This is a genomic window from Bacillus sp. EB106-02-03-XG38 (genome assembly GCF_058792175.1).
In genome coordinates, this window is record NZ_JBYTED010000001.1 from 849,510 (window position 1) to 875,122 (window position 25,613).

The window sequence follows — 25,613 nt, forward strand, 5'->3', positions numbered from 1 at the left end:
TCTCCTTTTTATTTTATAGTGTGTTTTTTGTAAGTTTTAAAGCTTTCAACCCGTCAAATAACTTTTCTCGCCACCAAATATCGTCATGGCCGCCTTTAAACTCATTATAAGTAATTGGGTATTCTTTTTCTTTTAAAGCTCTATACAGGCGTCTATTAGCCGTTAAAAGAGGTTTGTTTTCAAGCTCTCCTGCTGCAATATAAAAATTTGGTTGAGTCCTATTAGAATGTATTGTTGAAATTTGATTTTCAATCCAAGGAATTTTATTTTCATAAGCATCTTTTTTCCAATGAACGGATCCAGACATTGACAACACGTTCCCGAAGATATGTGGATTTTGAAGCGCTGCATAACAAGCTGCTAGGCCACCAAGACTAAAACCGGCAATTGTTGTATGAATCGCTTCTTGATGCACGCGATACTTAGCATGAATCCACGGAAGTAATTTCTTCGTTAAAAAAGCATTCATGTTATCGTTATAAATTAGCTCTTCTAGCCGATTAACTGGTTCTATAGCTACAGCAATACAAGATGGGATTTCTTTTTCGTAAATTAAATAATTGAGTGTTTTTGCGATTGAAAGGTCATTAATGAATGAATTCCCATCAAATACAATGAGAAGTTCTTGAAGATGTGAAGTGTGAGAATAATCATGAAGCGTATAAATATAAATTTTACGTGTGTTATTTAAAATTGAACTATGAAAAGAATATGTTTCAATTTTTCCAGATGGATAATGATTTGAAGGAAAACGACTGCTATACTGCACTTCCATTCCTATATTTAACAAAGACGCTTTATTGGCATCTTCTCCAAATGTATTTTTATTAAATTGGTCTAATTGATACTGTTCACTACGCTTTATCCAATCATTTTCGAAAAAATCGTTTACTGAAAAATAGTACGTTGAAATAAAACTCTTATCCGTCCTAAACGTTGCATACCAAATATCTGTCTGTAACAACCGTTGTAGTTGATTTACAGACAGATCCCAACCAGGAAAACTACCGAATACATAAACGTTTTCCGTTTTTTGATCACCTAACCATATACGTTATAAGCTTATACTGACTTTCTACAGGACATTGTTCTATTAGTGGCGTATGATTCAACTTTATTTCATGAAAAAAAGTATACAAAGCTTTCTCATTTCCATTCTTTAATTGATTGTTAAGCTTAGGACTAATTATTGAAGTCACCCATCTTCCTCCTTTGCATTTCTTTTCATTAGATTGCTTTTATAAAATTTAGGATTAGGATGTTATGTATGTAGATGAGTTATTTATTAGAAAGTTTATCAATTGCCTGAATAGAAAGTTCCAATGCTTTTATCCGTCTTGTTAAAAGTGTTCTTTGAGGACTTCCAATTTTAGACTTATCATAGGATTTCTCTATTGATGGGAGCAAACCAGCAAGGATATTACGAGCCTCTGCTAATTCTTCTGGACTATATTGGTGACTTTCTTGATTCCAAATATTTTCTAGTACTGCTAACCCTACGCAAACTGCTTTAAGTCGTTTTTTTACTAATGTAGTATTGGCACCTTTTTCAGTCATCTGTGATAGTGCATTTTCAAGTTTACGAATTGTTGATTGTAAAGATTTTATTGATTCCAATTTATCTATATTTGATACGTTTTCCATTTTAATGTTGTCCCTCCTGGATTAACTTATTAAATACTGGATATAATAAGTACTTGATTTCACTCGAAATATTTTATCATAAATAACTAACTATATTCGAGTTGGATAATGGATTAAAGGAAAACGGTATCTAAATGCCTCTCCCTCCCTTACATCATTCTATATGTACTTCTTTTTTCTTATTAGAATCCCTATTTAAACAAGGTATTAAAATTGTATTTTTTATGAACAAAAAACGCACAAGCAGCATAACTTGTACGTTTTTATTTTTATTCAGTAAGATAATATAGTAATAGTTTTCGTGTTTTCTCATAATTCCTGAAATCTCTATACAAAACGGGATACTTCACAATTTCTGTTTCTATAGAACGATATTGCGGAAACCATTCAAAAAACGATTTCCTTAGCCACTTTATTTGTTGAAACGTAATATTCTGTTCGTTTCCATTTAGTACAGAACTTAAAGTACCTGCTGTATGCATCCAATAATGATTAAAATCAGCATTTATACAGTCATCTTCGGTAAATTGACTTTTTAAGTCTCGCTGCAATTTTGCTGAAGCACGATACGGAAACGGTTTTTGTAGCGGACTATACATTTTCTGCAATTCATTAAAAATAACCTCTTTACCTAATAGCAACTTTCCACCTCTTTATTTATTAATCCAACTTAATAATTTTTCATAATGATATTGAGCATCTGTATAGCCAAGATTATATAAATTAACGAGTTTTTCTTTATTTCTCTCTATTCCGCTTATAGGAAGCTGTACACTAGGCTGAATAACATAAAAATTATCTTTTTGTCCTATTTGGCCCATATAAGATATCGTCTCATTATAAAAACGATAATGTTCTACTAAAGATTGCGCGATATTCGGATATTTTCTATATAAAATTTTCGCTAGTCCAGAAAACTTATTTCGCTGCTTCTCATATCCTTCTGGCTTTGTCATAATAACGACGTTCTTTTCATAACCATCCGTTTGTGCTTTTAAAACTGGTATAGGATCAATAATCCCTCCATCTAGCAATTTTCGATTATCGTATTCTACAGCAGGTGCTATAAACGGGACTGAACTTGATGCACGAATGATTTTTAATATGTCATTACCGTGTTCTATTTTATTGTAATAAACTGCTTTTCCTGAATCACAATCAGTCGTTCCTATAACAAACTGTTCATTTGAATGTAAGAAAGTTTGAAAATCAAATGGCACAATTTTATTAGGTACTTCATCAAATAAAAAATCCATTCCAAATAATTCACGTTTTCTTATCAAATTTCGATAAGATATATAACGGTGATCAGATACTAACTCTGTATTTACTTTTTTATTTCTTCCTTTTTGACGTGATAAATAAGTTGCTCCCATACATGCTCCGGCGGATACACCGACTACATAAGGAAAATATAAGCTCTTTTCCATAAAATATTCGAGCACTCCCGCAGTATATAATCCTTTCATTCCTCCGCCCTCTAAAACTAAACCGATATTTTTCATACTATATCCCTCTGCTTCTTTTTTCTTACTTACATGTTAGCATAAGATTTTAAGATGAGGTTATAAAAGTTAATTGCAACAATAACCAAAAACTACTAAAGTAATATCATAATTTCTTAGTACATAGCATGGTACAATGTAATTAACACAATCCACAAATAATGGAGGAGGAACTTCCTATGGGTTTATTTAGCGGTATTTTAGGAAATGCATCAAATGCGAGTACAGAAAGTGTAGAACGTGATTTAGAGAAGATTATGCTAGATGATGAAAAAGTAGAGCATGCTTATAAATTAATTCGTGATTTAATCGTATTTACAAATCGTCGTCTTATTTTAGTAGATAAACAAGGGATATCAGGTAAAAAAACAGAGTATCATTCTATTCCTTATAAAAGCATTACACAATTTAGCATTGAAACAGCTGGGCATTTTGATTTAGATGCTGAGCTTAAGATTTGGGTATCTAGTTTGAGTACGCCAATTACGAAAGAATTTAAAGGCGACGATAGTGTTTTAAGTATTCAAAAAGCGTTAGTAACATATACGACAAAATAACGTCTTTTCGTATGTTTATTCATTTGCGAAATTACTAACCCGAGTATTTTGGAAGAATATGCATTCATTTTGTATATTTAATCTCAAATGACAGAAAAAGGTAAAGCGTATTTCAAATGCTTTACCTTTCTTTTTTGTAATAAATAAGTGTAGTTTTATTATTTAATTTCTTTATTACTTCTGTTCTTTTATACCCCATTTTTTCATATAGAAAACAATTTCTTTCTTCTTCTAAAATTGTAGCAAGTTCAAAACTCTGTGCTTTTGGAAACATCTCTTCGATTAAAATAAATATCCTCTGTGCGATCCCTTTCCCTTGATAATTTGGATGAATAAACATTGGACTGATCCAAAATTTATTAGGTATTTCTTTTGATATGCATATCGCTCCAACAAGGTTCGAATCCAATATAATCTTATAATAGTTATTGCTAGGATTATTTATCCTTAAAATCGTTTTTTCAATAGATTCATTTGCTGGACTTGTATTATAGTCTTTATATTTATTTAATATAGGTTTAAAAGAGTCTATTTGCATTTGAAATAAAACTGCTGCATCATTTTCTATCGCCTTCTCTAAAATAATCTCCATGTTACCAGTTTAGTCGTTTTCTTAATGACGTAATATGAGCTGTATGATGACGTCCGTGCCATGCATATAGTCCAATTGCAGCAGCAAGTTTTGTTTCGCCAGTTTCTGGATGATTAAATGTCTTTTCTAGATCTTCAAGTTCTAAAGAATATAATAGGTTAACCCATCTTTTATGTAATGAATCTAACATTACTAGTGAAACATCTACTGGTAATTTAGAATCAGGTAATTCTGCCCACTTTTCTTCTTTATACGGTTTAATCGTTGGATTCTTTTCTGTTAGTGCTAATTTAAAGCGTATATAGCTATTCATATGACTATCAACAACGTGATGAACTACTTGACGAACTGTCCATCCACCAACGCGATACGGTGTGTCTAACTGCTTCTGATCTAAATCTTTAATTGCCTTTGCTAGTTCATTAGGTAAATCTTCAATTTCTTGAATCCATATATCTATCATTTCTTCAGTTATAGGACGTTTGTATGTAAATTGCCCAATTGGATAACGTAAATCATTCATGTATAAGTCCCCCTTAATATAAGCGCGAAGTATTTCTCCAAATAAAGTGTAGAAAATTTACATGTTCCCCGTTTAATTCTACAGATGTTGTATCTGCTTCGTTTTGAAAGGAAGAAAACCCGCTTTTTTCTAATACAATTTGTGATGCGAGATTATTAGCAGTTGTTTTAGCGTGTATTTCAGTGATTCCATTATTTTTTGCTACGTTTAAAACTAATTTTACAGCTGCTGTTGCAACGCCTCTTTTCGTAAACTTTTCTCCGACACGATAGCCTAGCGAACTGCTTCGATTTTCTGTATCTATATCTACTAAATTTATTCGTCCTACAATTTCTTTTTCTTCATTACGAATTAAATAAAAGTAAGAATCTCCATCAGCCTGTTCTATTAATAAATCATCTAGTAGTTTTTGAAAATATTCAAACTCAAAATATTGCGAGCCACGATTTGGTACCATTGTTTCAAAAAAAGATTTATTCGTAAGTTCAAACGTAAATAAATCCTTAGCATCTTTTTTCTTTAATAGTTCTATGTATATTTTCATCTTAACTACTCCTTCTATATCTACTAACTGTTATATATTCTTTTTCAACCAACTATTTTCCTTCTATTTCTTTCGCTTCAGTAATACAGCGAGTAGCACTTTCGGATGAAACAAGTGAAATGGACTACGAATTAAATTCATCACTCTTACTAAACGAATATAAACGTCAGAATCACTTGCAGATAGTTGATAAATTTGTTTCGTATACCATAGCTGAAACTTTTGCTTTATCGTTAATTCTCTCTTTAACTGAGGATGACGCGATATCTCCGTTGTAGTCATCTCCCATGGAGTTTGTATGATATGAGCAGTCTCTTTATAAAACTGCTGTGTAAATGCTTTATCAAGTTTTTGTTTTCTTTGTAAAAGTACCTGTAATTGGTGAGCTTCTATAGCAGCGACTGAAATACCTTGACCGAAAACAGGATCGAAACGACAATGTGCATCCCCAACAACTAACAATCTTTTAGGTAGATTATCTACTAAATCAAATCGCCTACGTACTTGATGTGGAATTTTGTACGTTTTGATATTTGAAATGGCTTCAGCTTTATTTAGAAAATCAGTAACATTAGAGATTGATAGGTTTTCAGCAAAATTATTAAATTCTTCATCTGTTTGAGGTGCTTTTTCATTTGCATATCCACTGAAAGTAACAAAATAACGATTATCCTCAATCGTTTGAATAAGAACGCCATACGGATTCTCAGGGAAACTTGGAGACATTAGCGTATTACAGTAGTCTAATTTCTCATTTTCTTTAAGTTTAAACATTCTAGTTACGTAAAATAAATCAATATGCACTTTCTCTTCTAGTACTTCGATATTGTATTCACGTAACCATGCTATACTTTTTGAACCGAATCCACTTGCATCAACAACAATATCCGCTTTAATTTCTTTTTGTGTGCCCGTCTTAAAACATTTAGCTTTTACTCCATATACTTTGTTACGGTTTTCATCTATTAATAACCCTTCAATCAATGTCTCATATTTAATAGTAATATTAGAAACCTGATCTATTCGTTTTTGAATATGCCATTCAAGCAAAAATCTACTTTGTTGAATCATATGTACTTCTCCTGTGAATGGTTGTTTCCATAAACCAAATTGATGCCATTTTAAATCACGAGTAAAGTTATTTACGACACTACCTGCTTCTATTAATTCATTAGTGATAGTAGGAAACAATTCCTCAATGGCTTGTTCTCCACCTTTTAATAACACATGAGGATGATTACTTTGTGGAACCCTTTTTCTCGAAGCCTTTCCATCCCATTTTTCACCGGCTTCTATAATGATTACTTCTTGAAAAGTAGTTGATAATGCTTTTGCTGCGAGTTTTCCTGCGATACTTCCGCCAATAACGATAGCTTTATTAAACATATTTTCCTCCTTAATGAAAAAAGACCCTGCCTTGTATGAATGAAACAGGATCTGTTACTAAACTAAAACACTTGAGTATATTGCAACGTTAAAATTAAAATACCTAATCCCCATACGTAATACGCGAATACTTTTAAAGAGTGACGTTTTAAATATTGAATCATCCATGAAACGGCTATGTAACCGAAAAATGCTGCTGATAACGTCCCGACAATTAAAGATGTACTAGAAATAGATTCTGCTTTCCCTTGATAAACATCTGCTAATTGCAAAATAATAGCCCCGATAATGGCTGGAGTTGACAATAAAAAAGAAAAGTAAGCAGCAGTTTCGCGGTCTAACTTCCTCCATAATGCTGCGACGATTGTCATTCCAGAACGAGAAATTGCCGGAAAAATAGCAGCTGCTTGAAAGGAACCTATAATTAATGCATCTTTATATGTAATGTCATCCATTTTTTTACGACCATTCCTTTGTTTGTCTGCCATGTAGAGAAAGAATCCTGTCACTAAAAACTCCCAACCAATAGTAATACCGGTTTTTGAAATATCCTCAAAGAAGTCTTTAAATAACAATCCGATTACGACTGCAGGTATCGTCCCGACAATAAGTAGTAGCATTAGTTTTGAAAATGGATTTTTAATTAAATATATAAATTCTTTCTTGTAATAAATAAACACTGCAAGTAAAGTCCCTATATGCAACATCGTATCTAAAAATAATCCCGCTTCATCTAATTGGAACAAATGTCTTCCTAAATAAAGATGACCTGTACTACTTATCGGTAAAAACTCTGTTAAACCTTGTATGATCCCTAATATAAAAGCTTCTAACCAATTCATGATGGTCCCCTTTCTTGTTTGCTTGTACCAATATATGAGGGTTAAATTTTCGATATGAAAAAAACTATATTTCTCTATGAATTTACTTTTAATTTATGGATATATATGTGAAAAGGAGTGAGAAGGGTTACTATGTGGCAACATACGAAATTCGGCAATGTATTACTATGGGCAGGACCTATCCTTGTGTTTATAGGGTTATGTATGACAAATGTTATTTCTGATATTCCTATCTTTGAAGGAAAACATAAAACGATTGGAATTGTACTTATATGTATAGGTGTATGCTGTTTTATTGTGGCTAATCATTTAAAAAAAGGAGAAAAATATGAGGACTAATTTTAAATAAAAAAACAATCCCAGTCTTTATGCTAGGATTGTTTTTTGTTACTTATTTATAGAATACTTTATCAACGTTATATTTTGCTTTATATTCATTAATGATATATGTTTCGTATATTTCTCTTTCTGTTGGATCTTCTACGATACATGCATCAATGCGGTATACTTCATCACGGTGATTTTTAATTGGTGAAACATTGTCTTCAAAATGCTTCTTAATACGTTGTCTAATTTTACGAGCTTTACCTACGAAAAGAAGTTCGTCATTAATATTGTAAAACATAAAAATGCCGCCTTTATCTCTAGGGAACAAGTGGAAATCAATAAAACCATTAATTGGAGTAATTATTGGCTCGTCTCCTTTAATAACTTGTTTACGTTCAGTAATCGAAACATCAGCTTCAGGAATATTAATTTTAATCAAGTTCATTCACGTCCTCTTTTATTATAAAGATAAATAATAGCATACATATGTAAGAAAAGCTACGTTCAGAGGCATATTTCATTTTATAATTCAAATATTATAGGAGTATCATGTAAACTCTTCTTCCAAATCAAATGATCACTTGATTCTCCCCAATAATCCTTCAGTACATAACTAGGTTCTCCAAACTTCTTCGTCCATATACTTTGCGCTTTTTTGTATCCACTATCTAAACAGTATTCTGTTATCCCTTTGCTAAGTAACGTAATATACATTGCATGTAATAATAAATTACCCACACCCTTTTGCTGATATTCGGGTAGTACAAATACAGTTCCTATTTCATATAACTCTTTAAGTACACCACCTGTACAACTATGAATCAATGTACTTGCTGGACCAATTTCAATTGTTCCAATGATTTTATCGTTACTTATATCAATTGCTAATAAAAAGTAACGACTTTCTCCGTTACTCTCCAAATCATTTTTCAAATACTGTTTTTTCGTATGTATTTCATTTTCTATGTCATCCAATAATTGTGATAATCCTTCATTTTTAAATGTATGAGTAATAACAAGACGAAAAAACAAATTTAATTCATCTACATCATCCGAATTTGGCCTTCTAATTTTAACGTTATACACGACTTAAATCTCCAATCTTTGAAAATATATGAGAAATTGTTAAGACCATACTTTATATACTCTATTCAACATGATTCTACAAAAACCTGCATAAATCCAACAATATAGAAAGCTCATTATAAATATCGATAATATAATTTTTATATCCAAAGTGGTATGAACAGTAGGACCTAATACAGGAAAGCGAAAAATATCAAGAACGACTATAATTCCTATAAGTAAACATATCGCCGAAAAAGAAACAATCCAAATCCTCCTCTTAAATTGTATAAAGGATACACCTAACGCAATACCTAATAAACCTGTAGTAAAAGGAAAAACAATTAGTTCACTTGGCTCAATAATAAATAATAGGAGAATAGTAAGAATATAAGAAACTATTCCCGTGTGAGTAGAATAACAAATAGCGAAAAATATAGGCAGTGTTGCAAAAGGACTAATAAATAAGCCAATACCAGGGATTAAGTTCCCTGCAGATTGAAAAATAGCAGCAAGTGAACCGAGTAATGCTGTAATGACTAACCGCTTAGCGGGCGTCATCTTTCTATTATGAACAAAATTCGCATCATACGCGATCATCGATTGATACCAATAGTTTCTAAAGTGATTCATCCAAATCCCCCTAAAGATATCTAATTATGCAGTGGACGATTGTATAATGAATAATTCCGAGAGTGTCTATCATATTAAGGAACGATTTCAAAAATAGTACCTTTGTTAAAATCAGTTACTTTCATAGAACCGTAAACTCCTAAATATAATCTAGTCTGATCTAAATTTGTTCCTAAACTCATAAAATAAGCTGCCTGCTCACCGAAATCATAAAGGGTTTCAATAACATGAAAGTCAGTATGCTTACCATGCGTACCTGCTCTAGAATAAGCTAACGCACCTTTTACTGTAGACTGCGATTTTTCTTTTTTAGCAAGATCAGTAAACACAATGCTACCCGTCAAACTAGGAATGGCAGTTCCCATATACGGTTGAACTCCAGTAAGGGAAGTACCTTCAAATTTATCTGGTCTGAAATCTTTATGAAAATAACTAATTAGAGGCTGGATACGCTGCACTGATGTTTCTATAGTTTCATTATAATAAGCCATTGTTCTCTCATCTAAAGTTGGATTATCAGAACAGTGCCTTATAAAAGAGGTAGGTAATTCTCCTTCCCATCCTTTCCACCCAAAATTAATAAATCCATATTGATTAGGAATATCTCTCATTAAATGGGCTTGAACAAGTTCGGTAACTGGTATTGCTTTGTATTGAACAAATGAAAAAATAGACTCTACTATATCTTGCCCGACATTACCAACGTATTTGATATATTGATTATAAAACCTTTGAAATGAAATGCCGGTTATATTACGAACACCTTTCGCAATTACTGTAAGTGTTTCTTGTGTATATAAAGGAAGTTCATTAAAGCGTGTAACTACTGGAGGATTGTTAATGGATGTATTTTTACTTACATCGATTTCGATTATTTTACCTGCTATTTCTAAATCATCCTGGCTTAAATTAAATGGATCATAGCCTGAACCGCCATCTCCATTTGTAAAAATCAGTTTTCCAGTCTCAGGTGAAAAGTTTAAGCTATTTACGCCGTTATGATTAAAAAATGGCCTTCTTATATTAAGTACAGTTCTTCGTTTTTCAGGTTTTCCATTTGATTGTAAAATCCATTCTTCAATCGTATCAATATGATCATATTGAGTAGCTCTGTTTGTCCACTTTAAGTTTAAAGTTTTTGGGTCACATGGATTCGGTTTAAATTGTTCTGAAAGTGCACCTGGTCCTTGAGTCCCGGCTACTGAATAATGAAGATAAAATAAGCCGTTATCATTAAATTGTGGATGAAACGCTAGTCCGAGCAGGCCGCGTTCATCATAACCGCTACTAGCAACACCTTCTTCAAATGTGCCTAGTTTAATAATTCGGTGACGAATATTTAAAAATGTCTTTATATCTCCGTCTCCTATGTAAAAAACTTCTCCTAATTGCGTTGCGATAAATAGCCTTTCGGTCGTTTCACCTGGAAGTATAGCTGTTTTTATTACAGTCGGTAAATTTAAGTTATGAACGATGGGCCGTAAACGAATCTTAAAGTTTGTCAATTAACTTCCCCCTTTTTTATATCTTTTATATAGAAGAATATGATTAGAGTAGTTTAATTAGTATCAAAACTATAGCCATGAAGTCGTAATATCTCTGTTCGTACACGCCTGTTTTCTCCTTAGCATCAATTAACTTACTTACCTTTTTATTACATTTTTTGATATGATATAACTATAAAATATAAATTAGGGGGACAATCCATGGCAATCCTACTACAAATCATCGTACCACTTACATGTGCAATATATTTATTTACCCTCTATCGGAATGGAACATACGGATCAGTTTCATTCCTCTTAGCAGTCATGATAGGAATTTTCGGTTTAGAGAATATCTTTCAATATGCTAGTTTAACAGATCATGCTGTATATCCGTATTGGGGAAGTTTGAAGACTGTAATCTTTATTTTATCCGTGGTGTTTATATTCAAAAGAACACCCACTCTATATAATAATTAACATTTATTTAAAGCTTATTTTTAGGAAGAGGTTATACAATGAGAGCGCCATATCAAGTATTAATATTTCCTTATATAATAAATGAAGATTCTATTCAATACGCTATTTTTAACCGAAGTGATTATGGTTATTGGCAAGGAATTGCTGGTGGCGGAGAAGATGGTGAGACTCCTATTGAATCAGCAAAACGGGAAGCGTTTGAAGAGGCTGGTATTTTAAGGGAATTTCCTTATATACAATTAGATTCTGTGTCTTCACTACCAGTAGAAGATGTAGTTGGAGAATTTCTTTGGGGAGATGATGTTTATGTAATAAAAGAATTTTCTTTTGGAGTTCAAGTTCCTACAAAAAACATTTCATTATCCAAAGAACACTTCAATTACAAATGGTTATGCTTTGAGGAAGCAGTAACGCTTTTAAAGTGGGATAGTAACAAAACAGCATTATGGGAATTAAACAAAAGGTTATTAAAACAATTAAAGTAGTAGTTAGCAAAGCCATTAGTAAAACAAGAATTAAACAACTTCAAAAACTTTGCTACACTTCATATGCAGCAAGGTTTTTAATTTTTCTATTTCCCAATTAGGTGTAAGTATAGAAAAAATATAAGACTTACTAAATTAATAACTATAATTTTTTTCATTTTTAATCCTCCCTGTAATTCAATATGCTATCTACTATCTACATTGTATGATAGTTACCTTTCCCCCAATATGCATAAAAATCACCTTACCAGTATTTTGCGAAGGTTATATTCTAAGACGTTTCTCAAACCAAAAACCCTTGATTTTCTACTCAACATAGATAAATCAAGGGTTTTATTTATATTCTTTTAATTTCGCTATTTTCATATAGAATATTGTTATCTGATCAGACTATAAAAAGACTGATATAGTCAGTTGTATAAAATTTAGTTATGTCACAGTTTTTTTGTATTATGAAACAAACTCACATTTCAAGGTATTTCGATTTACTATAATATATTTACCTGTTGATTTATTCATTACTTGAGACACTTCCTTAGTATGTGTTACTTCAAACCAATCATTTTGAATATCCACTAATAATTTTATTTCCACATCACTTTTCCCATATTTTAAACCACTATAAGATACTTTCGTCATTGTGATCGTTCCTTTCTTAATGATTAATATGTATCATTTAATCTCTTTTTATATTGCTTATTTCTATAATACAATTATTGAGGCACTAAATGACTTTATATTTTTGTATTAAACCCTAATAAACTATTCAAAGGTAACTTAATCATTATGTCGTTTGTTAACTTCAATCGTAATGAAATCCGGTAAATAGCTGGGAGTACATCCTTTTGCTACTATTACATCTTTGTAAAGACCCGTTTTCTCACCAAGTTTCATACAACGTGCACGATTTTTTTCATCATAAATGCCTATCCAGCCTGCGGTGAAGTTCATAGCCCATTGAACTTCCGGTTCTTCCTGCATAATATTAGCTTCTAATGCAGATAGCAAGTCTGCTGTGTTATCAGGCGGTGTTTGCCCAGTCCATCTCAAGCGCCCTTGATAATACCAAAAAGCTCGCCTTTGAAGAGCAGAAGGACTATTTTCCCATGACTCCATCAATGCAATTTTCTTCTTGTCTTTAGTGAGCTGATTAGCCATTAACCAATCCATTATGTTATTTCGCTCATCAAAAGTGTGAGTTTGCATATCCTTATCAAGCTTATTTAGCACATCTTGTGAAAGAAGTTTTTTGTCCATAATTAAGGTTGCTAATAGCCTGGGCAAAAACTCTTCGGTTGACCAAAGTTCCATAGCTAGTTCGTGATCTTTTTTTATATCCTTCGCGATTTTTCGTAAGTCGCCTAGCTTAGTTTTACTATTGATCTGAGGTAGGATGCTTTCTGCTTTTGAAGAGCATTTTATTTCTGTATCTTTTTCATTCATTTTATACAACTCCTTTATTTCAGCACTGTTTCATGATATATCCTTGGCGGGATATATCATGAATTTAATTTCATTATAAGTCTTATTGCAAACGTTTTTTCATTTTGAGGGAAATTCGTTTCCTTAACTTTATTGCGATGTATGGTGACCCCTAACAATTAAGAAAAAGCTGATTTTATACATGGAGATAAATATAAGTCTATAACCTATTTTTACACGTACCTCGGCTGTACCCCAATTATACTCATCATATCTCGCCCATTTTTTCATCAAAATATTTCAAACACTCTTCCATTTTATCGTTTTTATATAAATTTCGCGATTTAAATCAATTGTCTTCAATTAACTTAACCAACTTATTTGTAGTCAACGATGCATATTTTTAATGGAAGTAATTAAAAATATTAGCTTGATGGGTATGTCGTACTACTCCAAATAAAAAAGATTAGGAGCGAATCCTAATCTTTTTTATTTATTCAATTGCACCAGCAACGTCATAATCGTTTAAATCTAACTCAATTGGTTGGCTAAGTGCTAGTTTAGCTAATTCTGAACCTAAATATGGACCAGCTGTTAAACCTGAAGCTCCTAATCCGTTTGCAATGAGAATACCTTCAAAGTTAGGAAGTGGCCCAATTACAGGTAAGAATCCTGGAGTAAACGGTCTAAATCCAACTCTCGTTTCAAGCATAGTACCATCTTCTAAACCAGGTGCAACTTCTAATGCTTTATGGAATACTTCATGTAAACCACCTGCTGTTACACGATGATCGAAACCAGTGTCATTCTCATGTGTTGCACCAATTACGACATGACCATTATCAAACGTTAAAATGTATTGATCGTTTGGCGGCATTACAACTGGCATATTTCCTGTTGCTGTATTTTCCGTTTGCAGGTGAACAATTTGTCCTTTTTGGAACGTTACTAAGAAATTGATACCTAATGGATTCAATATTTCATTCGCCCATGCGCCTGCAGTGACAATTACCTTTTCTGCTACCATTGTTTCGTCATTTGCTTTAACTCCAGTAATGAGATTACCTTCACGGACTAATACTGCATCACCTTTAATAAAAGTTGCACCATGTTTTTTCGCGGCACTTATTAATGCATTACGTAATGATCTTCCATTTACTCTTGCAGCGCCACTAATATGAACAGAACTGTATTCTTCTGATAGTGCCGGGAATAATTTTTTCGTTTCTTCAGCAGATAAACGTGTAATTTCTCCAATCTCTGGTGCATCTTCACGTCGTTTATAAGCTCGTTCTTCCATTTTATCTAACTTTTTCTCATCTGTATGTAAACTAATTGCACCCACACGTTTGTATCCTGTATCCGTTTCACCGTCTTCTTCTAATTGTTGAATTAAAGAAGAATAATAACGCGCACCGCCTTTAGCGATTTTATACCACGCTTTATTACGACGTTGTGAAAGCCATGGACATACAATACCAGCTGCTGCATCAGTTGCTTGACCTAATTGTTGGCGATCCACGATAGTAACGTTCGCACCTGCTTTAGCAAGATGATAAGCAGTAGACGCTCCTAAAATACCCGCTCCAACTACAATATACGATTTCATTTTAAACACCTTTTCTTTTTTGCTAATTATTTAAATATAAGAACATACTTTAGTATACTGAAAGGAATCCTTTTTTCAATGTGCTAAGCATAATTAATTGTTGCATCATTGTGACTTTCCTACTCATTATTTTTTCTTCTTACGGAATAATTCAATTGTTTTATATCCTTGTGAAAGAATTTCAATCATTTTCTCAAGACGTTTATCACGTGTTTTTTCTTGTTTTACAGAAAATAAATTACGTGCCCAATCTTTTTGATATCCAGGTGTTAAACTTTGATAAAACGTAAGTTCATTCGGATGGTTAACCAATAATGCTTCAACATCTTTAATACGATCTGCATAATCAGCAACACATTGACTCATAGCAGGCTTTTTCTTCTCTTTTTTCTTTTCACGCTTTAAACCTACAACAGTAAAAACATCGTCCATACTTACCATTCGTGCAAATTTAATATCACTCTGTCCTACATACCCATCTTCGCCAACGCATAATGCAGGAAACATCTCATCACGGTGAATAAACGTACTATAACGAGAATTACCTTTTTTCGGATACGCGAAGAATATATAGCCTTTTTCAATTAGTAATTCATCATTACTAACAATATAATTCGTTTGTTTCACCATTTCATCAAGTGTTTCTACAAAAACAAAAATGGCATCGTGACCTTTGGAAAATGCAGTTTCTTCCCCTGTAAAAATGTCATAATCACTAGGTTCATTAATTACGACCATATTTGTATACTTATTAAGTTTCAATTTATCAATAATTGACATAAAAATCTTCCTTTACATTCAAAATTCATTGTTCATACTGTTCTAGTGTATTATATCTATTAAGAAAATCAAACTTTAATAGTAGTTTTAAAATAAAGTAGCCGATTCTGCATAAGAACCGGCTAGTTATTCGTTACATCACAACTCAATAGCAAATAAAGTAAATAAAAGCTCTCTATATAGATTTTCTGTAATTTCACGTTTCACTTTTTCACCATGAATGATTTCAGTTAAACTAGTATTTGTTAAAGTGACATGGCCAGAGTCCGTTAATTTGACTGCGATTGGGCCCTTATTGAAAATAGATTTCTCATCTTCTATTACTCTTCTTTGAACATCGTTCACTACTGCCTCATCAATGATACGATTATAAAAAGCATGGCAAACTTTCCACTCTCCGTTTGTATCTTTTCTTTCTAGAACGTAATTTCCTTTACTCGTGTCTCGTTTTTTCACTCGATACGTACCGTTTTTAGAGGAAACAGAATCTCCAGTAAAAGGTACAGGGATTAAAGGTACTAAAGAAGCAATACCTACATCAATTAAGTATCGTACGTTATCATGATTTAAAATAATTGTTATATGCCCATCCTCAAGTGCCCATGCGTTTATATCATTTTTATATACAGTACCAAGTGCAAGCTGTACATCATAACCACAATCTTGTAAAAAGTAGTAAAAAAGAGTATTTAATTCATAACAAAGTCCGCCGCGGGATATAGTTAAAATTTTATTCTGTAAATTTTCCATAGTAATTGTATTCGCATTACGTGCTATAACATCTAAATTCTCGAATGGTATAGTGTGTGCAAATGAAAAAAGAATTGTATTTAATTCTTCAAACTTCACTTCATTACGGTTTGCAAGATTCAATCTTGTAAACATCTTTTCTTGTAGACTTGTCATAGTCAGCACCCCTTAACATGTATAAGTTAAAATAGTATATGCTGATTGTAATTTTGATGGAGTACTGAAACAATGTACATTTCGTTTAACTGTACCGGTACAAAAAGTTCGGCTCACAAGACTACATAAGAAAAGCAGCTACAAATACAAATGTAATAGTTTGTCTATAGGTAAATGATTATGATCACTCAAATCAACAAAATATTGAAGTTGCCACATTTGGCTCTTTTTAGCTTGGTTGCTAACAGGAGTATCCCAAACTGGATAAACTCTCATAGCCATCTTGCCTTTTTGACTTTGCGTTTTCAATATTTTTTCTTTAAGTAAAATTTCTTTAGGGAAAATAAATTGTCCTAGTTTATTATCATCTATACAAGTGATAACTAATAAATCAGGCGCAGCGTCATAAGAAAATGCTTGATTATACATATTGTCATCTTTCTCCCAAAAAGAAACAAATTGCCCGATTTTATTAGGGGTAATTTTTGATATTCTAAAACGAATACTTTTATCATTTAAGTGAAATAAACATCCTGCATATTCTGCGTTTTGCTTTTCTTCTTTTAGTTTCGTAATCATTAAGTTGTTAGGTTTGTAAACCAAATTGTTTAAATTCCGGATTACATCATTAAATTTATTCAAGAAAATTCCCCCTTTATTCACCTCTTAGTTTATCACAAACATCAGTTCTTATATGTTGTAAATAATAAGTGATGTGAAAAAGAGGGAGATTTTACGGGTGTATTATTATTGTTTTAACGTACTTAGTTTTTCAACTGCTTGTTGTTCAGTTGCTAAGTAAAAAATGTCTTTTCCTTTATTACATTCATATATAAAGTCCTTTAAGCTTTTACTAGTATACATAGAGAAATCTCCAATGATAGCAATCTTTACTCTGTAGTTTATAAACTTTTGAAGAACATCACCAGCAAGGCGTGTTTTTAAGTCAAAGAAACTATCGCTTATTAATGATTTGTCGATGATAATATGTTTCGAATCTACCTCGTATTGAACTGTTGCCATAAGATCCAATGCAGTTTGAACATCGGAAATTAATACCTTATCGTTTTTTATGACAGCAATATTTATTCCATGGATAACTAATTTCTTTATTTCCATAGTCCCACCCCATTTATACTTACACAGTAAGAGTAAACTTGTATTGCAGCTCTTCATAGTAATCATAATTCAAATTTGAGACTGTGAATAAAGTAGCCTCTTTTTATTTTAAATATAGATTATTTATATTACTAATACGGTCAATGAAATTATTAAATATCGAGACTGGTTTTACTTATTATAAAAGTATTGTGGTGTAACATAACTTAACAAACTATCCAAAGTATGAATCTCGGCATACGGTTGTATTTCAGTAATGTTCTTGATTATCTGAGGATTAAACCATACGCCCTTTATATTTGCATTTTGACAACCAGCAATATCCTTTTCTAAGTCATCTCCAACAAATAATACATCATCTGGTTGCACATTAAGCTTGTTTAATGCTAGTTCGAATATACGGTTATCAGGTTTACTCAAACCCACTTCTTCAGAAATAATGATTGTATCAAAGTAATTGTTTAAATTCGTATTAATTATTTTAGCCTTTTGCCTTTGAGTTGAGCCATTTGTTATTATTCCAACTTTAAAGTGCCTCTTTATATGATTTAAGAAACGAATAGTATTTTGGTCTAAAGAAAAACATTTAGGGAAATTTTCATTCCAAAAATCTTGGATATAATTGCTTGGTAATCTATGTTTCGGCGCGAATTCATCAAATAATGATTCTAAAACTATCGTTTTATTGCTAATACTGTATTCCCTTTTATCGTATTCTTTGAATTTCTGTAACATAGTGTTTTTAACTGTATCACTAACATCCTCATAACACTTTTCTAAAACTAATAAAAACAAGCTATCTACTGCCTTATCCCTATCTAGTAACGTATCATCTAAATCAAATAACATCGCTTTATAACCCATTAAATAATTTCACAACCTTTCTCACATAATTTAAAAAATCCTTAGTTCGCACCTTAGGCCTTTACTAAATTAGCAAAAAAACTCCAAAGTTTGTGGCGTACGCTCTAGAATTTCGCTGGCTTCTTTTATATTTAAATTCATCTCCCTTTCTTCCTTCTATTAAAGTTCCGAAAATGCATTTTCGAAAAATTTAAAAAACTACGCACGTTTTACATTAGTATACATTAGTTTTTCGTAAATATTAATCGTTCAGTTTTTTATATGATAAGTTTTTTTATGCACACAAATATTTCTCCATAAAAAGGGAATATGGGTAATAATACTTTTTTACGGAGAATACACAATTTTGAAAAATGGAGTTAATATGTTAAATGTCTTATGAAGTTTCCTACTGTATCTCCACATAAACTACAGATAGTACGGCTATAATGACTACCAGAGGTGATATTATGAAAAACTATCATATCCTCGTGGTTGAGGACGATCAAGAAATTCAGGAATTAATTAAACAATTTTTAATGACACAACAGTATACAGTGGTAGTTGCTTCAGATGGACTAGAGGGTATGACACAATTTAATAAGCAATACTTTGATTTAGTTCTTCTAGATGTAATGATGCCCAATCTTAATGGATTTGAAGTTGCTAAAATGATTCGAAGTCAGTCAAATATACCAATTATTATGCTAACTGCGTTAGAAGAAGAGGAAGATCAAATGAAAGGGTTCGATCTTGGGATTGATGATTATATAACAAAACCCTTTTCGTTTCATGTTTTGATTAGACGAGTCGAAGCTGTACTTAGAAGAAGTTATGATAAAAATGTAAATAATCATTTGGTATTTAAAGAAGTGTGCATTGATGTTGATGCATATCGAGTATATGTAAATGATGTTGAAATTTTGTTAACGACAAAAGAGTTCGAAATTCTACAACTACTATTTCAAAATGAGAGAAAAGTACTTACAAGAGAAAATATCGTAGAAAAAGTTTGGGGATACGATTATTTTGGAGAAACACGAATAATAGATACACATATTAAAAATCTACGTAAAAAACTAGCTATCCCCTACATTAAAACAATAAAAGGTATTGGTTATAAAGTTGATGAATAAAATTTTAAAAGTCATGAAGATGAAGCAAATTACTTATAAACTCTTTATGACTACATCCCTCATTTTGTTATCCTTTGCAGTGTTGATTTATTTAACTTTATATTTCTTTCTCCCTACGTTTTATGAGCAATACAAAACAGATCAACTTCAAACAGGGATAAAAGAAATAATTGATAAGTCCAAAGATCTTACGTTTCAAGATGCGATACCACTTTTTGATGAATACGCAAAAAAAAATAACGCGATGCTTTCGCTTCAAAATAAAGAAGGAGTTATTATTTACTCGCCTTCATTTTCTTTTATTCAAAGTGGTACACAAACAACAGTAGTTACTAAAGCCACACGATTTGAGAATGCAGGTACCATTAGCAATTCATATAATGTTACGGAACCAATTCAATTCCAAGATGGTAGTTTAACGCTTGTAGTGTTCGCAACATTTCAACCGATTGATGAAGCTTCGCAAGTATTAGTGCGCTTTCTTCCCTATATTAGTATCATCGTGCTCGTAATTGGTATAGGGAGTGCTTATTTCTATTCCAGATTTATTACAAAGCCACTTATTTATATTAATGAGGGTGCACAAAAGATGGCAAATTTAGATTTCTCCGAAAAAATTGAGGTTCGCTCTACAGATGAGTTAGGAGAATTATCTAATAGTTTGAACGACATGTCTATTAACTTACAACAAGCTATGTCTGATTTGAAAAAAGCAAATGAACAATTAAAAAATGATATTGAAAAAGAAAGAGAAATAGAAACAAAACGCAGAGAGTTTTTTGCCATTGTAGCACATGAATTAAAGTCCCCTCTTACTGTAATGAAAGGATACTTAGAAGGGATGATATACAATATTGGCCCTTATCAAAATCGTGATCAATATTTAAAGAAAAATCATCAAATTATTGAAAGTATGGAACAACTAGTTCGTGAAATTTTAAGTATGTCAAAGTTAGAACAACACACTTTTAAACTAAAAATAGAAGAAGTTAATCTTTCAAAGTTAATAGGTACAATCACAAAAGATCTCGAATTTTTCGCTTCTCAAAAAAACATCCAAATAATAAAAGAAATTGACTCTGACCTTTCTGTTTATACAGATCGTGTCCTTTTTGAAAAAGCATGTAAAAATATTATCCATAATGCAGTTATGTATTCACCAAATAATGAAAAAGTCTATATAAAGTTAAGTAAGGATCCTAAACAAGGTCAAATTAAAATGCAAATTATTAATACAGGTATCAATATTAAAAATGATGATATACAACAAATTTTCAAACCATTTTATCGAATTGAAAAATCTAGGAACCGAAATACCGGAGGAAGTGGTTTGGGGCTATATATTGTTAAACAAATTCTTGAAACGCTAAATATAAAGTATTCTATAAAAAATATGGAACAAAGTGTGCAATTTTGCATGAAGATTCCTTTATCTAAACAACAAACAAACAAACTCCCCTCTTAGTAGGACGAGTTTGTTTGTTTTTGTAGCAAGTATAATCTTATTAGGAATCAATAAGTGGACTTTTCGTTTTTTTTAGATCTTTATTTCTACCATCCAACTTTAAAATGAAATCAGTAGTTGTTATTACTTATTCTATCCGAAACGAAGTTGTTATATATGGGCTATCCAATTGAAATTCCCGTTACAAGAAAAACTCAATCTAAATCCATATTAAATTAGGTGAAGTTCAAAAAATGGAGTTTGCGATGCTTAAAAACAAAGTTAATAGGTATGTTAAAAAATTTAATCATAAATGGAACAAATGTGTCCCTTAGATTGTCTATTACGTATAAAAAAGGTGTTCTTGATAGTCCTCTAATTTTGTAATATAAGAAATACAAGAGGAGTGCTATCCAGTGCATTTGTTAATTGTATAGGTATACAAAATCCATATATTCTTGAAAGAGGTTGAAAATGTATGATAGTTTCAAAGAAGTTTTTTCACATTGCACATTATAAAAAGGTGCTCCCTGCAGTATTACTTTCATGTGTAACGCTTATAGGCTGTTCCAATAGTAATATTCAATCCTAACCACCGAAACAAGCCAAACAAGAAAATACAAGTAGGCATTCTTTTGTAAAGCTTGAAAAAGAGTATGATGCTAAACTCGGTATTTATGCATTGGACACAGGTACGAATCAAACTGTTACTTATCGTTCAGATGAACGCTTTGCATACGCATCTACCCACAAAGCCCTTGCTGTTGGAGCACTGTTACAAAAGAAATCAATAGAAGATTTAGATCAAAAAATTAAGTATACCAGCAAAGATCTTGTGAATTACAATCCAATTACAGAAAAATATGTAGATACAGGTATGACTCTGAAGGAGCTTGCAGATGCTTCCATTCGATATAGTGATAATACTGCACAAAATCTTATTCTTAAACAATTAGGTGGGCCAAGTGAATTCAAAAAATCACTAAGAGAAATAGGAGATTCTGTTATAAATCCTGAACGTTTTGAACCAGAATTAAATGAAGTGCAGCCAGGTGACACTCGTGATACTAGTACCCCAATGGCATTAGCTACTAGTCTTCAAACTTACGCGCTAAGTGATATCCTTCCAATTGAGAAACGGAACTTTTTAATAGATTTGATGAAAAGAAATACTACGGGGGATAACTTAATCCGTGCTGGAGTTTCAGAAGAATGGGAAGTAGCCGATAAGACTGGCTCTGGGTCTTATGGAACAAGAAATGATATCGCAATTATTTGGCCACCAAATAAAAAGCCAATTGTTCTTGCGGTACTTTCTAATCATGTTAAAGAGGATGCGAAATATGAGGATAAACTTATTGCGGACGCAACTAAAATAGTGTTAGATTCTTTAAAAGTAAAGAATAAATCAAAGTAAAGAGTTTAAGCCGTTCCTATTTTGCAGCACATATAGTTTGAAAGACTTCTACTTTATCTAAACACCAAGAAATGTAAGCATGTTTTTAGGCAAAGAAGGAGGCAATATCCTCCTTCTGATCTAATCAAACTCTCATCTTAATCTTATTGAAGATGCCACCACACCAGAATGGTCTTTCACTTTCGAATCATTTAGGTAACTAATCATAACAAAAAGAACCTGTAGAATATCCTACAAGTTCTTTTTCAAATATTGTTAAAAAGGAAACAAAAAACTATCTTCACATTCAATACAGGGAGACCATTTTTATTATGGTTTAATTTTATTATATATCAAATATAAACTTTTGAAATAGTTAGTTTTTGAAAATTATGTGAATTCTAAAACTAAGATGTTTGTATTAGATTTGGTTTACGACCAACTTCTTCTTACTTAAATACACTGCACGATCGGATTTTTTTGCAACTTCCTGTGAATGCGTTACAACAATAATACATTTATGCTCTTTATGTGCAAGTTCTTGAAACAGTTCTATAATATCCATTGCCGTTTCTTCGTCGAGGTTTCCCGTCGGCTCATCTGCAATAAGTAAATCAACATTGCAAGATAATGCTCGAGCAATTGCTACACGTTGTTGTTGCCCGCCACTTAGTTGCAAGACGTTTCGTTTCGCTTCTACTTCTGTGAGTCCTACTTTCTCTAATAATTCTAATGCCCTTACCGTCTTATTTTTCACTTTAACACCTGTAATTTCCATCGCTGTTAGGACATTTTGAAGAGCAGTCATATAAGTAATCAAATTATAAGATTGGAAAATTACAGATACATTTTGATTACGATATCGATCCAAACCAATTTTTCGAATATCTTTGCCATTATACAGTACATAACCATTTTTAGGGACATCCAGTCCACAACCTAAGCTTAGAGTTGTAGTTTTACCAGACCCAGATGGTCCTAAAATCGTGTAGAAATGCCCTTTTTGAAAAGAAAAGTTAACATTGTCTAGTATCGCTACATTTTTCCCATTACTTTCATAATAATAATCCAAATTTTTAAATTGTAAAATCGTTTCCATGTTAAGCCTCCTTATTCATCTTTTAAAAGAATTTGTTTTGGGTTTAAACGTAGAATAGATAATGCCGGAAGAAGCGTTGCTATTATAGCAATAGCTAGTCCAATCCCTCCCATTTTTCCTACATCTTCTCCTGTTACACTTACATCAATTTTATCAATCGGATCTTCTTTTTGATTTTGTAGCGTGCCACCAGGTCCAGACACCATTACAGTTCCATTTTGCGGGGGGGCTGTTTCTTCGCTTGCTATAGCGATTTCACTCGAAAGTAAATTATCCCCCATATATTGAGAAACTTTGGCTCCTGTTGTTATGGATAATCCAAATGCCAAAATAGCGATACATACTACTTCTACTACGAACTGCGCTATCAGTTTCCACTTTTTCTCTCCAATAGATAACAGAATCCCCATTTCCTTACGTCGGCCTTTAATTGATAGCATAATGATTAACCCTAATATAATCGCACCTGCAATCGATACAATATAAATAATCATTTGAGAAGTAGAAGAGATATTTTGGATAGGACCAATCATTTGTTTGTACAATGAATCATGTGCATCTAATTTAAAATAATTAAAATCAATATCAGATTTTTTTGCTTCTTTTTTAAATGCATCAATGTATTGTGGATCATTCAAGAAATACACGACTTGAACACTATTTATACCTTGATCTAATTTTAATTTTTTCATAGTTGAATGCGGCATATATAGTTTATTAGCTGGATCCATTATAGGAGGGGCCTGTTGACCCATTGCTTGTTCATTCGTTTCGTAAATACCGATAATTTCAATCTCGAGGGTTTCCTTCTTATCTCCTGATTGCACTTTTACTTTGTCTCCTACTTTCAAATTGTTTAATTCCGCTAATCGTTTTTCCATTAAAGCTACATTCTGATTTTTCATCTGTTCTGTAATTGGTTTTCCCTCAATGATTTTACTTTTTCCGTTTTTAAAGCTTTCTTGTAATGCTGTCTTGCGAACTCCCTCAATCGTAAAAGATGCATTCATATCTATTTCTGTTCCTGAGCTTGAACCGCCTCGTACAGCCGCCATTCCCACTTTACCTTTCCCTTCTTCTTCATCTGAGGCTCCTACTAGTTTAAGTCCATCAGAAATTCCGAAAGTGTTAGTTATGTAATTATAGTCTTTTACATATTTTGACTTCGCTAATTGATCTGTTTCTTTTATATTGAGTTGCGGCGGTTTTGGCATTTCTCCAGTTTCTCTAGCTTTTTGACCTAATTTGTCAAAATCAAGACCTAAAGTAACATCTGCACCTAGTTTTTTTCTTGCAGCATCAGCTGCCTTTTTTGATGCATTTTGGATTGTGAATCCTGAAAGAACCAAATTTGTAACAATTAGAAATACTGCCATCAAAATTAATGATGTTCCTATCCTTTTTTTCATACTGAGAATTGCGCGTTTCATAAAATTCATTTTTTCTTACCTCCTTGATAACTTGTATTCTATATATGTTATCTAGAGTCTATATGGAGCTAATCGGTAGTTTATCTATAGATATAAGGAGTTTATGTGTAGTTATTCATTGACCTAATCAAGAAAAACCGAAAAAACATTCTAAAAGCGTAGGCGGTTTTGAATATTGGTAAGAAGTTTGTCCATTTAAAGGACTTATAGAAAAAGAAGAAAGTTGGGCTTAATTTAATGTATGTAAGATGAAAAATATATTTATTGTGTAATTTCTATGCAATAAATATAGAGGAACATATATAGATATCTTTTAATGTTTCTCATAGAAATCACGTCATTTTAAAAGGTGCATCCTTTAA

At 32.1% G+C, this 25,613-nt stretch carries 28 protein-coding genes and 2 pseudogenes; 7 read left to right on the forward strand and 23 right to left on the reverse strand.

The window, feature by feature from the left end:
• Nucleotides 1-13 precede the first annotated feature (13 nt).
• The 4 genes and pseudogenes from AC3WTI_RS04315 to AC3WTI_RS04330 form a co-directional block, all read right to left on the reverse strand.
• Nucleotides 14-1,199: pseudogene (locus AC3WTI_RS04315) on the reverse strand (alpha/beta hydrolase-fold protein).
• Nucleotides 1,200-1,278: 79 nt separating this feature from the next.
• The gene (locus tag AC3WTI_RS04320) at nt 1,279-1,644 is read right to left on the reverse strand and encodes a hypothetical protein (protein WP_097841083.1); all 366 of its coding nucleotides are present in this window, start codon (nt 1,642-1,644) and stop codon (nt 1,279-1,281) included.
• Between the two features lie 269 nt (nt 1,645-1,913).
• Entirely contained in the window at nt 1,914-2,285 is a 372-nt protein-coding gene (locus AC3WTI_RS04325; protein ID WP_087956200.1) for a YxiJ-like family protein, read from the reverse strand.
• 12 nt (nt 2,286-2,297) lie between these two features.
• Nucleotides 2,298-3,149: a patatin-like phospholipase family protein gene (locus tag AC3WTI_RS04330; protein ID WP_097841084.1), complete on the reverse strand. Its 852-nt coding sequence runs from the start codon at nt 3,147-3,149 to the stop codon at nt 2,298-2,300.
• 179 nt (nt 3,150-3,328) lie between these two features.
• On the opposite strand from AC3WTI_RS04330, the gene AC3WTI_RS04335 reads away from it, so the two are divergent.
• Complete coding sequence (locus AC3WTI_RS04335; RefSeq protein ID WP_000522465.1) at nt 3,329-3,706, forward strand: PH domain-containing protein; 378 nt, start codon at nt 3,329-3,331, stop codon at nt 3,704-3,706.
• 121 nt (nt 3,707-3,827) lie between these two features.
• On the opposite strand, the gene AC3WTI_RS04340 is transcribed toward AC3WTI_RS04335, so the two are convergent.
• The 5 genes from AC3WTI_RS04340 to AC3WTI_RS04360 form a co-directional block, all read right to left on the reverse strand.
• On the reverse strand, nt 3,828-4,298 hold the full coding sequence (locus AC3WTI_RS04340) for a GNAT family N-acetyltransferase (RefSeq protein WP_087956198.1): 471 nt from the start codon (nt 4,296-4,298) through the stop codon (nt 3,828-3,830).
• Nucleotide 4,299: 1 nt separating this feature from the next.
• Nucleotides 4,300-4,821 carry a YfiT family bacillithiol transferase gene (locus tag AC3WTI_RS04345; RefSeq protein WP_087956197.1) on the reverse strand — a complete coding sequence of 174 codons (522 nt, stop codon included), beginning with the start codon at nt 4,819-4,821 and terminating at the stop codon, nt 4,300-4,302.
• A 13-nt stretch (nt 4,822-4,834) separates the two neighbouring features.
• Complete coding sequence (locus AC3WTI_RS04350; protein WP_087956196.1) at nt 4,835-5,365, reverse strand: GNAT family N-acetyltransferase; 531 nt, start codon at nt 5,363-5,365, stop codon at nt 4,835-4,837.
• Between the two features lie 63 nt (nt 5,366-5,428).
• Nucleotides 5,429-6,751: an FAD-dependent oxidoreductase gene (locus AC3WTI_RS04355; protein ID WP_097841085.1), complete on the reverse strand. Its 1,323-nt coding sequence runs from the start codon at nt 6,749-6,751 to the stop codon at nt 5,429-5,431.
• Nucleotides 6,752-6,813: 62 nt separating this feature from the next.
• On the reverse strand, nt 6,814-7,593 hold the full coding sequence (locus tag AC3WTI_RS04360; RefSeq protein WP_087956194.1) for an undecaprenyl-diphosphate phosphatase: 780 nt from the start codon (nt 7,591-7,593) through the stop codon (nt 6,814-6,816).
• 132 nt (nt 7,594-7,725) lie between these two features.
• Here AC3WTI_RS04360 and AC3WTI_RS04365 point away from each other — a divergent pair, with 132 nt between their 5' ends.
• Nucleotides 7,726-7,932, forward strand: coding sequence for a hypothetical protein (locus AC3WTI_RS04365; RefSeq protein ID WP_087956193.1), 207 nt, complete (start codon nt 7,726-7,728; stop codon nt 7,930-7,932).
• Between the two features lie 52 nt (nt 7,933-7,984).
• Here the strand turns inward: AC3WTI_RS04365 and AC3WTI_RS04370 are convergent, their stop codons facing one another.
• From AC3WTI_RS04370 to AC3WTI_RS04385, 4 genes are all read right to left on the reverse strand, one after another.
• Complete coding sequence (locus AC3WTI_RS04370) at nt 7,985-8,365, reverse strand: nucleotide excision repair endonuclease (RefSeq protein WP_001048941.1); 381 nt, start codon at nt 8,363-8,365, stop codon at nt 7,985-7,987.
• Between the two features lie 77 nt (nt 8,366-8,442).
• A complete protein-coding gene (locus tag AC3WTI_RS04375) occupies nt 8,443-9,006 on the reverse strand; it encodes a GNAT family N-acetyltransferase (protein ID WP_087956192.1) in 564 nt (187 codons plus the stop codon).
• A gap of 39 nt (nt 9,007-9,045) precedes the next feature.
• Nucleotides 9,046-9,618 carry a hypothetical protein gene (locus AC3WTI_RS04380; RefSeq protein ID WP_087956191.1) on the reverse strand — a complete coding sequence of 191 codons (573 nt, stop codon included), beginning with the start codon at nt 9,616-9,618 and terminating at the stop codon, nt 9,046-9,048.
• A gap of 74 nt (nt 9,619-9,692) precedes the next feature.
• Complete coding sequence (locus tag AC3WTI_RS04385; RefSeq protein ID WP_097841086.1) at nt 9,693-11,123, reverse strand: PQQ-dependent sugar dehydrogenase; 1,431 nt, start codon at nt 11,121-11,123, stop codon at nt 9,693-9,695.
• A 201-nt stretch (nt 11,124-11,324) separates the two neighbouring features.
• Between AC3WTI_RS04385 and AC3WTI_RS04390 the strand changes: the two genes are divergently transcribed.
• Complete coding sequence (locus AC3WTI_RS04390) at nt 11,325-11,582, forward strand: hypothetical protein (protein WP_097841087.1); 258 nt, start codon at nt 11,325-11,327, stop codon at nt 11,580-11,582.
• Nucleotides 11,583-11,620: 38 nt separating this feature from the next.
• Entirely contained in the window at nt 11,621-12,067 is a 447-nt protein-coding gene (locus AC3WTI_RS04395) for an NUDIX hydrolase (RefSeq protein ID WP_087956188.1), read from the forward strand.
• A 450-nt stretch (nt 12,068-12,517) separates the two neighbouring features.
• Here the strand turns inward: AC3WTI_RS04395 and AC3WTI_RS04400 are convergent, their stop codons facing one another.
• The 8 genes from AC3WTI_RS04400 to AC3WTI_RS04435 form a co-directional block, all read right to left on the reverse strand.
• Complete coding sequence (locus tag AC3WTI_RS04400) at nt 12,518-12,706, reverse strand: hypothetical protein (RefSeq protein WP_048560902.1); 189 nt, start codon at nt 12,704-12,706, stop codon at nt 12,518-12,520.
• A 138-nt stretch (nt 12,707-12,844) separates the two neighbouring features.
• A complete protein-coding gene (locus AC3WTI_RS04405) occupies nt 12,845-13,510 on the reverse strand; it encodes a DNA alkylation repair protein (RefSeq protein WP_087956187.1) in 666 nt (221 codons plus the stop codon).
• Between the two features lie 472 nt (nt 13,511-13,982).
• Complete coding sequence (locus AC3WTI_RS04410; protein ID WP_087956186.1) at nt 13,983-15,098, reverse strand: NAD(P)/FAD-dependent oxidoreductase; 1,116 nt, start codon at nt 15,096-15,098, stop codon at nt 13,983-13,985.
• A gap of 126 nt (nt 15,099-15,224) precedes the next feature.
• The gene (locus AC3WTI_RS04415) at nt 15,225-15,878 is read right to left on the reverse strand and encodes a YdeI/OmpD-associated family protein (protein WP_097841088.1); all 654 of its coding nucleotides are present in this window, start codon (nt 15,876-15,878) and stop codon (nt 15,225-15,227) included.
• A 138-nt stretch (nt 15,879-16,016) separates the two neighbouring features.
• A complete protein-coding gene (locus tag AC3WTI_RS04420; protein WP_097841089.1) occupies nt 16,017-16,784 on the reverse strand; it encodes an arylamine N-acetyltransferase family protein in 768 nt (255 codons plus the stop codon).
• Nucleotides 16,785-16,922: 138 nt separating this feature from the next.
• Entirely contained in the window at nt 16,923-17,426 is a 504-nt protein-coding gene (locus tag AC3WTI_RS04425; RefSeq protein WP_142286464.1) for a MepB family protein, read from the reverse strand.
• Between the two features lie 105 nt (nt 17,427-17,531).
• Nucleotides 17,532-17,903: a DUF4180 domain-containing protein gene (locus tag AC3WTI_RS04430; protein WP_097841090.1), complete on the reverse strand. Its 372-nt coding sequence runs from the start codon at nt 17,901-17,903 to the stop codon at nt 17,532-17,534.
• A gap of 171 nt (nt 17,904-18,074) precedes the next feature.
• The gene (locus tag AC3WTI_RS04435; protein ID WP_097841091.1) at nt 18,075-18,767 is read right to left on the reverse strand and encodes an HAD family hydrolase; all 693 of its coding nucleotides are present in this window, start codon (nt 18,765-18,767) and stop codon (nt 18,075-18,077) included.
• Nucleotides 18,768-19,216: 449 nt separating this feature from the next.
• Between AC3WTI_RS04435 and AC3WTI_RS04440 the strand changes: the two genes are divergently transcribed.
• The 3 genes and pseudogenes from AC3WTI_RS04440 (at nt 19,217) to bla (ending at nt 22,743) form a co-directional block, all read left to right on the forward strand.
• Complete coding sequence (locus AC3WTI_RS04440; protein ID WP_087956180.1) at nt 19,217-19,882, forward strand: response regulator transcription factor; 666 nt, start codon at nt 19,217-19,219, stop codon at nt 19,880-19,882.
• On the forward strand, nt 19,875-21,347 hold the full coding sequence (locus AC3WTI_RS04445) for a sensor histidine kinase (RefSeq protein ID WP_097841092.1): 1,473 nt from the start codon (nt 19,875-19,877) through the stop codon (nt 21,345-21,347). Before AC3WTI_RS04440 ends, AC3WTI_RS04445 begins: the two co-directional genes overlap by 8 nt.
• Before the next feature lie 457 nt (nt 21,348-21,804).
• Nucleotides 21,805-22,743: pseudogene (bla, locus tag AC3WTI_RS04450) on the forward strand (class A beta-lactamase).
• Nucleotides 22,744-23,143: 400 nt separating this feature from the next.
• On the opposite strand, the gene AC3WTI_RS04455 reads toward bla, so the two are convergent.
• Both AC3WTI_RS04455 and AC3WTI_RS04460 read right to left on the reverse strand, forming a co-directional pair.
• Entirely contained in the window at nt 23,144-23,821 is a 678-nt protein-coding gene (locus AC3WTI_RS04455) for an ABC transporter ATP-binding protein (protein WP_087956178.1), read from the reverse strand.
• Nucleotides 23,822-23,832: 11 nt separating this feature from the next.
• Nucleotides 23,833-25,260: an ABC transporter permease gene (locus AC3WTI_RS04460; RefSeq protein ID WP_097841093.1), complete on the reverse strand. Its 1,428-nt coding sequence runs from the start codon at nt 25,258-25,260 to the stop codon at nt 23,833-23,835.
• Nucleotides 25,261-25,613: the final 353 nt, after the last annotated feature.

Bases quoted from the DNA above. Each gene is read 5' to 3' on its own strand.
- AC3WTI_RS04360 (WP_087956194.1), bottom strand. From the start codon at position 7,593: ATGAATTGGTTAGAAGCTTTTATATTAGGGATCATACAAGGTTTAACA.
- AC3WTI_RS04370 (WP_001048941.1), bottom strand. From the start codon at position 8,365: ATGAACTTGATTAAAATTAATATTCCTGAAGCTGATGTTTCGATTACT.
- AC3WTI_RS04320 (WP_097841083.1), bottom strand. From the start codon at position 1,644: ATGGAAAACGTATCAAATATAGATAAATTGGAATCAATAAAATCTTTA.
- AC3WTI_RS04350 (WP_087956196.1), bottom strand. From the start codon at position 5,365: ATGAAAATATACATAGAACTATTAAAGAAAAAAGATGCTAAGGATTTA.
- AC3WTI_RS04415 (WP_097841088.1), bottom strand. From the start codon at position 15,878: ATGTCAATTATTGATAAATTGAAACTTAATAAGTATACAAATATGGTC.
- AC3WTI_RS04335 (WP_000522465.1), top strand. From the start codon at position 3,329: ATGGGTTTATTTAGCGGTATTTTAGGAAATGCATCAAATGCGAGTACA.
- AC3WTI_RS04395 (WP_087956188.1), top strand. From the start codon at position 11,621: ATGAGAGCGCCATATCAAGTATTAATATTTCCTTATATAATAAATGAA.
- AC3WTI_RS04390 (WP_097841087.1), top strand. From the start codon at position 11,325: ATGGCAATCCTACTACAAATCATCGTACCACTTACATGTGCAATATAT.
- AC3WTI_RS04410 (WP_087956186.1), bottom strand. From the start codon at position 15,098: ATGAAATCGTATATTGTAGTTGGAGCGGGTATTTTAGGAGCGTCTACT.
- AC3WTI_RS04430 (WP_097841090.1), bottom strand. From the start codon at position 17,903: ATGGAAATAAAGAAATTAGTTATCCATGGAATAAATATTGCTGTCATA.
- AC3WTI_RS04355 (WP_097841085.1), bottom strand. From the start codon at position 6,751: ATGTTTAATAAAGCTATCGTTATTGGCGGAAGTATCGCAGGAAAACTC.
- AC3WTI_RS04365 (WP_087956193.1), top strand. From the start codon at position 7,726: ATGTGGCAACATACGAAATTCGGCAATGTATTACTATGGGCAGGACCT.
- AC3WTI_RS04400 (WP_048560902.1), bottom strand. From the start codon at position 12,706: ATGACGAAAGTATCTTATAGTGGTTTAAAATATGGGAAAAGTGATGTG.
- AC3WTI_RS04455 (WP_087956178.1), bottom strand. From the start codon at position 23,821: ATGGAAACGATTTTACAATTTAAAAATTTGGATTATTATTATGAAAGT.
- AC3WTI_RS04420 (WP_097841089.1), bottom strand. From the start codon at position 16,784: ATGACAAGTCTACAAGAAAAGATGTTTACAAGATTGAATCTTGCAAAC.
- AC3WTI_RS04345 (WP_087956197.1), bottom strand. From the start codon at position 4,821: ATGAATGATTTACGTTATCCAATTGGGCAATTTACATACAAACGTCCT.
- AC3WTI_RS04380 (WP_087956191.1), bottom strand. From the start codon at position 9,618: ATGAATCACTTTAGAAACTATTGGTATCAATCGATGATCGCGTATGAT.
- AC3WTI_RS04435 (WP_097841091.1), bottom strand. From the start codon at position 18,767: ATGGGTTATAAAGCGATGTTATTTGATTTAGATGATACGTTACTAGAT.
- AC3WTI_RS04440 (WP_087956180.1), top strand. From the start codon at position 19,217: ATGAAAAACTATCATATCCTCGTGGTTGAGGACGATCAAGAAATTCAG.
- AC3WTI_RS04405 (WP_087956187.1), bottom strand. From the start codon at position 13,510: ATGAATGAAAAAGATACAGAAATAAAATGCTCTTCAAAAGCAGAAAGC.
- AC3WTI_RS04330 (WP_097841084.1), bottom strand. From the start codon at position 3,149: ATGAAAAATATCGGTTTAGTTTTAGAGGGCGGAGGAATGAAAGGATTA.
- AC3WTI_RS04340 (WP_087956198.1), bottom strand. From the start codon at position 4,298: ATGGAGATTATTTTAGAGAAGGCGATAGAAAATGATGCAGCAGTTTTA.
- AC3WTI_RS04460 (WP_097841093.1), bottom strand. From the start codon at position 25,260: ATGAATTTTATGAAACGCGCAATTCTCAGTATGAAAAAAAGGATAGGA.
- AC3WTI_RS04445 (WP_097841092.1), top strand. From the start codon at position 19,875: ATGAATAAAATTTTAAAAGTCATGAAGATGAAGCAAATTACTTATAAA.